The organism is Pseudomonas fluorescens (genome assembly GCF_902497995.1).
GTDB classification, from domain to species: domain Bacteria; phylum Pseudomonadota; class Gammaproteobacteria; order Pseudomonadales; family Pseudomonadaceae; genus Aquipseudomonas; species Aquipseudomonas fluorescens_BK.
The window spans coordinates 37,055-47,340 of the sequence record NZ_CABVII010000009.1; the positions used below are offsets into that span (position 1 = coordinate 37,055).

The 10,286-nt window shown below is 58.6% G+C and carries 12 protein-coding genes and 1 other RNA gene; 9 read left to right on the forward strand and 4 right to left on the reverse strand.

Annotated elements, in window-relative coordinates:
- Window positions 1–59 precede the first annotated feature (59 nt).
- The 7 genes from rplM to F8N80_RS12405 all read left to right on the forward strand — a co-directional run bounded on the left by rplM (window position 60) and on the right by F8N80_RS12405 (window position 4,946).
- Entirely contained in the window at window positions 60–488 is a 429-nt protein-coding gene (gene rplM, locus F8N80_RS12375) for a 50S ribosomal protein L13 (RefSeq protein ID WP_007905295.1), read from the forward strand.
- A gap of 14 nt (window positions 489–502) precedes the next feature.
- Window positions 503–895, forward strand: coding sequence for a 30S ribosomal protein S9 (rpsI, locus tag F8N80_RS12380; protein ID WP_003205364.1), 393 nt, complete (start codon window positions 503–505; stop codon window positions 893–895).
- Between the two features lie 266 nt (window positions 896–1,161).
- Window positions 1,162–1,755, forward strand: coding sequence for a ubiquinol-cytochrome c reductase iron-sulfur subunit (gene petA, locus F8N80_RS12385; protein WP_150746196.1), 594 nt, complete (start codon window positions 1,162–1,164; stop codon window positions 1,753–1,755).
- Window positions 1,755–2,966 (forward strand): cytochrome b, encoded by a 1,212-nt coding sequence (locus F8N80_RS12390; RefSeq protein WP_150746195.1) that lies wholly within the window; start codon window positions 1,755–1,757, stop codon window positions 2,964–2,966. Before petA ends, F8N80_RS12390 begins: the two co-directional genes overlap by 1 nt.
- Window positions 2,966–3,748 (forward strand): cytochrome c1, encoded by a 783-nt coding sequence (locus F8N80_RS12395; RefSeq protein WP_150746194.1) that lies wholly within the window; start codon window positions 2,966–2,968, stop codon window positions 3,746–3,748. The genes F8N80_RS12390 and F8N80_RS12395 overlap by 1 nt, the downstream gene beginning before the upstream one ends.
- Before the next feature lie 150 nt (window positions 3,749–3,898).
- Window positions 3,899–4,516 (forward strand): glutathione S-transferase N-terminal domain-containing protein, encoded by a 618-nt coding sequence (locus F8N80_RS12400; protein ID WP_007905304.1) that lies wholly within the window; start codon window positions 3,899–3,901, stop codon window positions 4,514–4,516.
- 16 nt (window positions 4,517–4,532) lie between these two features.
- Window positions 4,533–4,946, forward strand: a complete 414-nt coding sequence (locus F8N80_RS12405) for a ClpXP protease specificity-enhancing factor (RefSeq protein ID WP_128873741.1) — start codon at window positions 4,533–4,535, stop codon at window positions 4,944–4,946.
- A gap of 231 nt (window positions 4,947–5,177) precedes the next feature.
- Here F8N80_RS12405 and F8N80_RS12410 read toward each other — a convergent pair whose 3' ends face one another.
- From F8N80_RS12410 to F8N80_RS12425, 4 genes are all read right to left on the reverse strand, one after another.
- The gene (locus tag F8N80_RS12410; protein WP_150746193.1) at window positions 5,178–5,756 is read right to left on the reverse strand and encodes a BON domain-containing protein; all 579 of its coding nucleotides are present in this window, start codon (window positions 5,754–5,756) and stop codon (window positions 5,178–5,180) included.
- Window positions 5,753–6,346 (reverse strand): phosphoheptose isomerase, encoded by a 594-nt coding sequence (locus F8N80_RS12415; protein WP_007972584.1) that lies wholly within the window; start codon window positions 6,344–6,346, stop codon window positions 5,753–5,755. Before F8N80_RS12415 ends, F8N80_RS12410 begins: the two co-directional genes overlap by 4 nt.
- A gap of 104 nt (window positions 6,347–6,450) precedes the next feature.
- Window positions 6,451–6,813, reverse strand: coding sequence for a YraN family protein (locus F8N80_RS12420; RefSeq protein ID WP_150746192.1), 363 nt, complete (start codon window positions 6,811–6,813; stop codon window positions 6,451–6,453).
- Window positions 6,813–8,624 carry a penicillin-binding protein activator gene (locus F8N80_RS12425; protein ID WP_150746191.1) on the reverse strand — a complete coding sequence of 604 codons (1,812 nt, stop codon included), beginning with the start codon at window positions 8,622–8,624 and terminating at the stop codon, window positions 6,813–6,815. Before F8N80_RS12425 ends, F8N80_RS12420 begins: the two co-directional genes overlap by 1 nt.
- A 175-nt stretch (window positions 8,625–8,799) precedes the next feature.
- Here F8N80_RS12425 and rsmI point away from each other — a divergent pair, with 175 nt between their 5' ends.
- Both rsmI and rnpB read left to right on the forward strand, forming a co-directional pair.
- Window positions 8,800–9,705 carry a 16S rRNA (cytidine(1402)-2'-O)-methyltransferase gene (gene rsmI / locus F8N80_RS12430; RefSeq protein ID WP_191632910.1) on the forward strand — a complete coding sequence of 302 codons (906 nt, stop codon included), beginning with the start codon at window positions 8,800–8,802 and terminating at the stop codon, window positions 9,703–9,705.
- Window positions 9,706–9,780: 75 nt separating this feature from the next.
- Window positions 9,781–10,134: RNase P RNA component class A (gene rnpB / locus F8N80_RS12435), an RNA gene on the forward strand.
- Window positions 10,135–10,286 lie beyond the last annotated feature (152 nt).

Consider the following 10,286-nt stretch of genomic DNA (forward strand, 5'->3'; position numbering starts at 1 on the left):
CGCACTATTCAGTAAGATCCGCCGTCTAATTTACAGGGCGGCCCCTGAGGCTATAAAGAATGAAAACTTTTACTGCTAAACCGGAAACAGTACAGCGCGACTGGTTTGTCGTCGACGCTGCAGGTCAGACCCTGGGTCGTCTGGCCACCGAAATCGCGAGCCGTCTGCGTGGCAAGCATAAAGCTGAGTACACTCCTCACGTTGACACCGGCGATTACATCGTCGTTATCAATGCCGAGCAGATTCGTGTAACCGGTGCTAAAACCACCGACAAAATCTACTACTCCCACTCCGGTTTCCCGGGCGGCATCAAGTCGATCAACTTCGAAAAGCTGATCGCTAAAGCCCCTGAGCGCGTGATCGAGACCGCGGTCAAAGGCATGCTGCCTAAGAACCCGCTGGGTCGCGACATGTATCGTAAGCTGAAAGTCTATGCGGGCGCTGTACACCCTCATACTGCTCAGCAGCCCCAAGAACTGAAGTTTTAACGGAATAGTTCATTATGTCGGCGACTCAAAATTACGGCACTGGCCGTCGCAAGACCGCAACCGCACGCGTTTTCCTGCGTCCGGGCACTGGTAACATCTCCATCAACAACCGTTCGCTGGATAATTTCTTCGGCCGCGAAACTGCCCGCATGGTAGTTCGTCAGCCGCTGGAATTGACTGAGACTGTCGAGAAATTCGACATCTACGTCACCGTGATCGGCGGTGGTGTGAGTGGTCAAGCTGGCGCAATCCGCCACGGTATCACTCGCGCTCTGATGGATTACGACGAAACTCTGCGTGGTGCTCTGCGCAAAGCCGGCTTCGTAACCCGTGATGCACGTGAAGTTGAACGTAAGAAAGTCGGTCTGCGTAAAGCGCGTAAGCGTCCGCAGTACTCGAAGCGTTAATTCGCTTTCGCGTTCAAAAAGAACGCCCAGCTCCTTGCGGAGCCGGGCGTTTTTTTATGGGTGCGATTTATCATGAAATTGCGCTGTGACAACTTGCCACATCCGTAGAGGCCCTATACTGCAAGGCTTGGCAGTGAGGCCTCACGGTAATTACCTTGTCAGAATTGGGGGTTTTCATTACCATTCGGCAAAATTTTTATAAGTACATGGTTTTACTTAGTAGATGCCTGATTTAACAGGCCACAAAGCTGATGGGAGAGGACTGAATGAGCAATGACGGCGTGAATGCAGGCCGGCGTCGCTTCTTGGTAGCAGCCACATCCGTGGTGGGTGCTGCAGGAGCGGTGGGGGCTGCGGTCCCGTTCGTGGGGTCATGGTTTCCCAGTGCCAAGGCGAAAGCCGCAGGTGCACCGGTGAAAGTGAATGTCAGCAAAATCGAGCCAGGCCAGCAGATGATTGCTGAGTGGCGCGGTCAGCCGGTGTTCATCGTCCGCCGTACCGAGGAAATCCTGGGGAATCTGAAAAAGATCGAGGGCCAGCTGTCTGACCCGACCTCCAAGAACTCGACACAACCGACCTATGTCGACCCGCAAACGCGATCGATCAAGCCAGAAGTTTTGCTGCTGATCGGCATCTGCACGCACCTGGGTTGCTCGCCGACCTTCCGTCCAGAAGTGGCGCCTGCTGACTTGGGCAAGGATTGGGTGGGTGGTTATTTCTGCCCTTGCCACGGTTCCCACTACGATCTGGCTGGCCGCGTCTACAAGTCGCAACCTGCGCCTTTGAACCTGCCAGTTCCCCCGCATTCCTATGAGACCGATGAGATTATTGTCATTGGCGTCGATACGGAGAAAGCGTGATGAGCAAGTTCATGGATTGGGTTGATGCGCGCTTTCCCGCGACCAAAATGTGGGAAGACCATCTCAGCAAGTACTACGCCCCGAAGAACTTCAACTTCTTCTACTTCTTTGGCTCCCTGGCGCTGCTCGTTCTGGTCAACCAGATCGTCACCGGTGTCTGGCTGACAATGAGCTATACCCCGTCGGCGGAAGAAGCCTTTGCTTCCGTCGAATACATCATGCGCGACGTCGAGTACGGTTCGATCCTGCGTCTGTTGCACGCCGTCGGCGCTTCGATGTTCTTCATCGTCGTCTATCTGCACATGTTCCGTGGCTTGCTCTACGGTTCGTACCAGAAGCCACGTGAGCTGGTGTGGGTCTTCGGCATGCTGATTTACCTGGCGCTGATGGCTGAGGCCTTCATGGGCTACCTGCTGCCGTGGGGCCAGATGTCCTACTGGGGTGCCCAGGTCATCATCTCGCTGTTCGGTGCGATCCCGGTCATCGGCAACGACCTGACCCAGTGGATCCGTGGTGACTACCTGATTTCCGGTATTACCCTGAACCGCTTCTTCGCCTTGCATGTCGTGGCCCTGCCGATCGTGATTCTCGGTCTGGTGGTGCTGCACGTTCTGGCGCTGCACGAAGTCGGTTCGAACAACCCGGATGGCGTGGACATCAAGAAACACAAAGACGAAAACGGCGTACCGCTGGACGGCATTGCTTTCCACCCGTACTACACCGTCAAAGATATCGTCGGCGTGGTGGTGTTCCTGTTCATCTTCTGCTCGATCGTGTTCTTCTTCCCGGAAATGGGCGGCTACTTCCTCGAGAAGCCGAACTTTGAAGTGGCGAACGCCTTCAAGACCCCAGAGCACATCGCTCCGGTCTGGTACTTCACGCCGTTCTACGCGATTCTGCGGGCGGTTCCGGACAAGCTTCTCGGCGTTATCGCCATGGGTGCAGCCATTGCCGTGCTGTTCGTCCTGCCATGGCTGGACCGCAGTCCGGTCAAATCGATGCGCTACAAAGGCTGGCTGAGCAAAATCTGGCTGGTGGTGTTCTGCATCTCGTTCGTGATCCTCGGCATCCTGGGTGTTCTGGCTCCGACGCCAGGCCGTACCTTGCTGTCGCAGGTCTGTACCTTCCTGTACTTCGCCTACTTCATTCTGATGCCGTTCTACACCAGGCTCGAGAAGACCAAACCGGTTCCGGAAAGGGTGACTGGCTGATGAAAAAGCTATTTGCTGTACTGATTCTTGCTGCCATGCCTGTACTGTCCTTCGCGGCCGAACACGGTGGTCCCGAGCTGGAAAAGGTCGACATCGACGTGTCCGACAAGGCCGCCATGCAGGACGGCGCGCGTACGTTCGCCAACTACTGCATGGGCTGCCACAGCGCCAAGTTCCAGCGCTACGAGCGTGTCGCCGATGACCTGGGTATTCCTCACGAGCTGATGCTCTCGAACCTGGTGTTCACTGGCGCCAAGATCGGCGACCACATGAGCATCGGCATGCAGCCGGCTGACGCCAAGACCTGGTTCGGTGCCGCGCCGCCCGACCTGACCCTGGTGGCTCGTGTTCGTGGTACCGACTGGCTCTACGGTTACCTGAGATCGTTCTACGAGGACCCGTCGCGTCCTTGGGGCGTGAACAACAAGGTGTTCCCGAATGTCGGGATGCCTAACGTTCTGGTCGGCCTGCAAGGTCGTCAGGTAGTCGGTTGCAAACAGGTCCAGATCGTCGAAGGCGGCAAGAAGCAATATGATCCGCTGACCGGTACGCCGCTGACTCATGAAGCGTGCGATCAGCTGACCATCGTGCCGAAAAGCGGTGCCCTGACCGAAGAGCAGTTCGATGAGAAGGTCAAGAATCTGGTAACCTTCCTCGCTTACTCGGCTAACCCGGTTAAGCTGCAACATCAGCGCATCGGTACCTACGTATTGCTGTACCTGGCGTTCTTCTTCGTATTCGCCTATTTGCTCAAGCGTGAGTACTGGAAAGACGTGCACTGATAAAGCTTCAAGCAATGGCTGTTAATCGCGCGCGCCCAAGGGCGTCTCTGAAGGTGTAACGAGCCTGGTGATCCAGGCGTTACGGGAGACGTCCTCTGGGCGCGCTCGTTTTTCCGCTTCCGATAATTTCAACAAGCGAGGAGGACCGCCATGGGCGTGACCAATCGGTTGGCCTGTTACTCCGACCCCGCCGACCACTATTCCCACCGAGTGCGTATCGTACTTGCAGAGAAGGGTGTCAGCGCCGAGATCATTTATGTGGAAGCTGGTCGCCAGCCGCCTAAACTGATTGAAGTGAACCCTTACGGCAGCCTGCCCACCCTGGTCGATCGTGACCTGGCCTTGTGGGAGTCGACCGTGGTGATGGAATATCTGGATGAGCGTTACCCGCACCCGCCCTTGCTGCCGGTTTATCCCGTGGCGCGTGCCAACAGCCGTCTGCTGATTCATCGCATTCAGCGTGACTGGTGTGGTCTGGTGGATCTGATCCTGGATTCGCGGACCAAGGAAGCGGCCCGTGTCGTGGCTCGTAAAGAGCTGCGCGAAAGCCTGACCGGCGTGTCGCCGTTGTTCGCCGACAAGCCGTTTTTCCTCAGTGAGGAACAGAGTCTGGTGGACTGCTGCCTCTTGCCAATACTCTGGCGATTGCCGATTCTGGGCATTGAACTGCCGCGGCCTGCCAAGCCGCTGCTTGATTACATGGAGCGCTCGTTTGCGCGTGAGGCATTCCAGGCGAGTCTGTCTGGTGTCGAACGCGATATGCGCTAAGGCTTAAGGAGCCGCTATGAACTCCAGTCGACCTTATCTGGTCCGCGCGCTCTACGAGTGGATTGTGGACAACGATTGCACCCCGCACATGCTGGTCAATTCCGAGTATCCGTCGGTGCAGGTGCCTCAGGGTTTTGCCAGTGACGGACAAATTGTCCTGAATGTATCACCGGCGGCTGTGCGCCATCTGCACATGGACAACGAGGCCGTCAGCTTCGAAGGGCGCTTCGGTGGCGTACCGCACACGCTGTACGTGCCTATCGCATCGATCCTGGGCATCTACGCCCGGGAGAACGGTCAAGGCATGGTGTTCGATCTGGAATCGCCTATGGATGGCGAGGAGGAGATCGAGCCGGATGATGATATTCCGCCACCCGACAGTGAGCCGCCGCGTCCCAGCGGTCGACCGAGTTTGAAGGTGGTGAAGTAATAAAAAAGGCGATCCGAAAGGATCGCCTTTTTTATTACTGTAGGAGCCAGCGGTGCGGCGATCCGACTTGCCGGCGAAGGCGCCCTTGAAACCGCCTTCGCCGGCAAGCCTGGCTCCTACAGGTCGATGGCGATCTCGAGGACGCCTTCGCCGGCAAGCCTGGCTCCTACGGGGCGATGGCGATCTCAAGGGCGCCTTCGCCGGCAAGCCTGGCTCCTACGGGGCGAGGGGTCAGTCGATGTATTCGAACAATTTTACGATCTTCTGCACGCCGGAAACGCCTTGTACCAAATTGGTCGCCTGGGCCGCTTCCTGTTTGGTCAGCAGGCCCAGCAGGTAAACGATCCCATTTTCGGTAACAACCTTGATGCGCGAACCCGGAATGCTCGCATCGGCCAGCATCTGGGTCTTGATCTTGGAGGTTAGCCAGGTGTCGTTCTGGCGAGCAAGGAAGCTTGAGGGTGGCAGCACCTGCAGTTCGTTGTGAACCTTTTTCACGCGCTGAACCGCAGCGGCGACCTGCTCGGCCTTGGCCTTGAGGTCTGCGCGGGGCGTTTGGCCCGCGAGCAGCACCACGCCGTTGAAGCTGGTGATGACGATGTGTGAATCGTTGTCCAGGGCAGGGTCGGCCTTGGCGATGTTCACGCCGGCCTTGGTTTCGATCAGGGAGTCGTCGATCTTGCTGCCGAAGGTGCGGGTGCCGCGGTCATCATCGATCGGCGCTTCACGGCTGGCGTTAACCACCGAGGTGCAGCCGCTGATGCCGAGGCACAGGGTCAAGGCCAGTAGGCCTAGGCGATTAGGGGTCATTCTTCACTCCCGAACAGTTGGCTGTCGATCAAGTCGCAAAGGCAATGGATCGCCAGCAGGTGGACTTCTTGAATACGAGCGGTGACGTTGGCCGGTACGCGAATTTCGACGTCCTCGGGCAAAAGCAGCGACGCCATGCCGCCGCCGTCACGCCCCGTCAATGCTACGACAATCATTTCGCGGTCATGTGCGGCCTGGATCGCTTGAATTATGTTCGCCGAGTTGCCGCTGGTGGAAATCGCCAGCAATACATCGCCCGGCTGGCCGAGGGCGCGGATCTGTTTGGAGAAAATTTCGTTGTAGCTGTAGTCATTGGCGATCGAGGTGATCGTCGAGCTGTCGGTGGTCAGCGCGATGGCTGGCAGGCTCGGGCGTTCACGTTCGAAACGGTTGAGCAACTCCGAAGAGAAGTGTTGGGCATCGCCGGCAGAACCGCCGTTGCCGCAGGAGAGCATTTTGCCCTCGTTGAGCAGGGCGTTGACCATGACCTGGCTGGCTTGCTCGATGTGCGGTGCAAGTACTTCCATCGCCTGTTGCTTGGTGTCGATACTGGCCTGAAAAAGCTGGCGAATTCGCGATTGCATGTCCATCTGTGTGACCTTAATTAGCGCGGCTACTGGGCACATGAATGTGCAGCCCGCAAAGCAAAGAGCAAAAGTGTTGGGTAAAAGTGCCCGGTTCGCGGCACTGGCGATCAGCTGTCGAAGGCATTCTGCAACCAGTTCAACTGATCGAGGTTGCTGTCGATGGCAACCACGTCGAAGCGGCAGGGGGAATTGGCCCAACGCGACTCGCGCTGAAGAAAATACTGCGCGGCGAAAATCAGTTTCTGCCGTTTGCGCCCATCGATGCTATCGAGTGCGCCACCCCATTGGGTGTTTTTTCTGTAGCGGACTTCCACGAATACTACTGTATCGCCATCAAGCATGACCAGATCAAGCTCGCCGCGCTTACACAACCAGTTCTGCGCCAGCAGGCGCAGACCCTGTTGCTCAAGGTGCTCGAGCGCATGGCGCTCGGCATCTTTTCCGCTTTGCTGGCGTGACCTGTCAGGCATCAGCGTGGGGTGTCCGGCAGGCGTTGAACCTGGCCATTGACGAACTGGGCCCATGGCAACTGGCGCACCACGCGCTGGTTTTGCGTCATGCCCAGGCTGCCCGACTGACCTTCGATACGGCTGTCCGGCAAAGCCTTGAGTTGCCCCAGGCGTGGCGCCAGGCGATAAGCGTCGACACCCATCGCATACAGGCGACCCAGGCTGCCGCCGGCTTGTGGCCATTGAGCGGTCACCTGGCGGCGCAGTGGATCGTTGGCGTCCAGCAACCAGGGGGTTTCGCAGAAGCGCACGCCATTCATGTCGTTGTACTGGTTCTGGTCGCCGCTGGCACTGAACACGTGGGAGGTGGCGTAGACCGGGACGTCGCCGGCGTATTGGAAGTTCAGGGTCGGCTTGATCTGCTGGGCTTGCTGCGGCGTTGCCGCGAGGAAGATGAACTCGATGTCCTGGCGACGCGAAGGCTGGGCAGCGACCTGCGCGCCAACGGTACTCTGCAGGCTCTTGGCGCGACCTTCGCTCTGGCGCAGCTGGAACATGTCGGCAATCTGCTGGGCCAGTTGCACTGGCTGATCGACGCGTTCGGTCGCGACGATGTCGCCGCCGTTGGCTTGCCAATCCTGGCTGAAAGCCCTCATGACACGATCGCCCCATTCGCCTTTCGGCACCATGATGGCGGCGCGATGCAGGCCATCGGCGCGAGCGCGACGGGATACTTCCCGGGCTTCGTCTTCGGCGGCCAGGCCGAACTGGAACAGCTGTCCCGGACCTTGTTCGCCTTCGCTGTAGTTCAGCGCCAGGGTGGTGATCGGCAATTGCGGGCGAGTGCTGAGCTGCTTGACCAGCGGCTTCTCCAGCGGGCCGACGACCAGTTGCACGCCATCGGCCTGGGCCTTGCGATAGAACTCGTCCAGGGACGTCAGGCGCGAGCTGTCATAGAACTCGATGGCAGGTGGTTGCTGGCCGGCCTGTTGCGCCTGGTAGTGAGCGGCCATGAACCCTTCGCGCAACGCTTTGCCGACCGTAGCCAGCGGGCCGTCCTGCGGCAGCAGCAGGGCGATCTTGCCCAGGGGCTGGCTGGCCAGTTCCTTGAGTTTGGTCAGTGGCAATGGCAGTTGAATGGCGGCGGGGTGCTTGGGGTTCTGGGCGCGCCAGTTGTCGATCGCGGCTTGCTGCTGTTCCAGGGTGCCGGCGGTTTTCACGGCCTGGGCCAGGCGCATCCAGCCGCCGAGGTCTTCGGTGGCGGCCGGCTGCAATTGATCGATTGGCAGCGATGAGATCAGGGTCCAGATCGCTTCGTGGTTCTTGCTGGCAGCTTCACCTTCAAGCATCGGGGCGATAAAGATGCGTTGCCGTGCGGCGGCCACGATCAGGCCATCGGCCTCAAGGGCGCGGGCATGAACGGTACTGGTACGGATTTGTTGCTCGACCGGCAGTTCGCCCAGGCGTTGCAGGCTCGGATGGCTCAAGGCCGCCAGCGCCGCTTTCGGCTGATTGCGCACCAGCGCCAGTTCAGCCGCCAGGGTGCTGGCGAAAATCTGCGGGCCAGGCTTGAGTTGCTCGACGGGCACTTGTTGCAGGATTTGCGCGGACTGGCCGGCATTACCTTGACGATAGGCCAGGTCTGCCGCACTCAGGCGCAGCAATGCGGCTTTTTCCGAGTCTTTACTTTGAGCGGCCTGTTGGAGCAGTTGCTCGATACTGGCATCAGGGGTCCGTGGAAGTTCGCCAAGGCTGGAGGAGGGCGAGCTGGCGCAAGCCGCCAGCAAGGCAGCGAGGCAGAGGGCAGTGAACAGCCGCAGGCAAGCGATCATGTAGTGTTCCTGATACTCGATCAAATTAGCGTGGAATTGTACCCAAGCGCTGGCCGGGGCGCGATGTTACTGGTGTGAATCGATCAATTTAGCTCATGCAAATGTTGCAGTACGGCAAAAAGGCAGAAAAACCGAGGATGGCTTGCGCGTATCGCGAACGTCGCTACGCGCTACAATGGCGGTTTTTACCGATCATGAGGTGTGCGCTTTGACTGCTCCAGGTGCTTTGAATTCCGCTGCTGGCTCGCTTTATGTGGTGGCGACGCCCATCGGCAACCTGGACGACATCAGTGCGCGTGCACTGAAGATCCTGCGCGAGGTGGCCTTGATTGCCGCCGAAGACACCCGTCACTCGCAGCGATTGATGCAGCACTTCGGCATTCCCACGCCGCTGGCGGCCTGCCATGAACACAACGAACGGGATGAAGGTAGCCGCTTTATTACCCGCCTGCTTGCCGGTGACGATGTGGCGCTGATCTCCGACGCCGGGACGCCGCTGATTTCCGATCCGGGTTATCACCTGGTGCGTCAGGCCCGTGCCGCGGGCATTAATGTGGTGCCGGTTCCTGGTGCCTGCGCATTGATTGCGGCGTTGTCGGCCGCGGGCCTGCCGTCGGATCGTTTCATTTTCGAAGGCTTCCTCCCGGCCAAGGCCGTGGGTCGCCGTGCTCGTCTGGAGTTGGTAAAGGAAGAGCCGCGCACGTTGATTTTCTATGAGGCGCCGCACCGCATCCTGGAATGCCTGCAAGACATGGAGCTGGTCTTCGGGCCGGAGCGTCCGGCATTGCTGGCGCGCGAACTGACTAAAACGTTTGAAACGCTCAAGGGCTTGCCGTTGGCCGAGCTTCGCGAGTTCGTCGAGTCGGACAGTAATCAGCAGCGCGGCGAATGCGTCGTGTTGGTGGCAGGCTGGTCGGCGCCCGAAACCGAGGATGCCGTCAGCAGTGAAGCGATGCGTATCCTCGATCTGTTGCTCGAGGAAATGCCGCTCAAGCGTGCCGCCGCGTTGGCGGCCCAGATTACCGGCGAGCGCAAGAATGTGCTCTACCAGGTCGCGCTGGATAAACAGAAGGGCGAGTAAAACCCGACGCGAAGGCATGGCCAAAGGCTTTTAGCGCTTGTTCTTCGGCCGCTCTACCGTTAACCTTCGCGGCGGAGAGTCGATCGGACAGTCGCTGCCCTCTATGAAAATTAGGGGGGGGAGGAAAGTCCGGGCTCCATAGGGCGAAGTGCCAGGTAATGCCTGGGAGGCGTGAGCCTACGGAAAGTGCCACAGAAAATAACCGCCTAAGCGCTTCGGCGCCGGTAAGGGTGAAAAGGTGCGGTAAGAGCGCACCGCACGACTGGCAACAGTTCGTGGCTAGGTAAACCCCACTTGGAGCAAGACCAAATAGGGTCCCAAGGCGTGGCCCGCGCTGGGACCGGGTAGGTTGCTAAAGATGTCCAGTGATGGCCATCGTAGACGAATGACTGTTCAAGACAGAACCCGGCTTACAGATCGACTCTCCACCTTTTTTTGACCTCTGCTTAACCCATTGAGCAGGGGTGTCGTGATGGCAATTTCCCTCCTTTCAGAATCGTCAGCAGAAGCGCTTTCGTAATACCGAAACAGTCTTACTCTTAACAAACTACTTTAACTTCTGAGCCTAGCCTTCTGTGCTG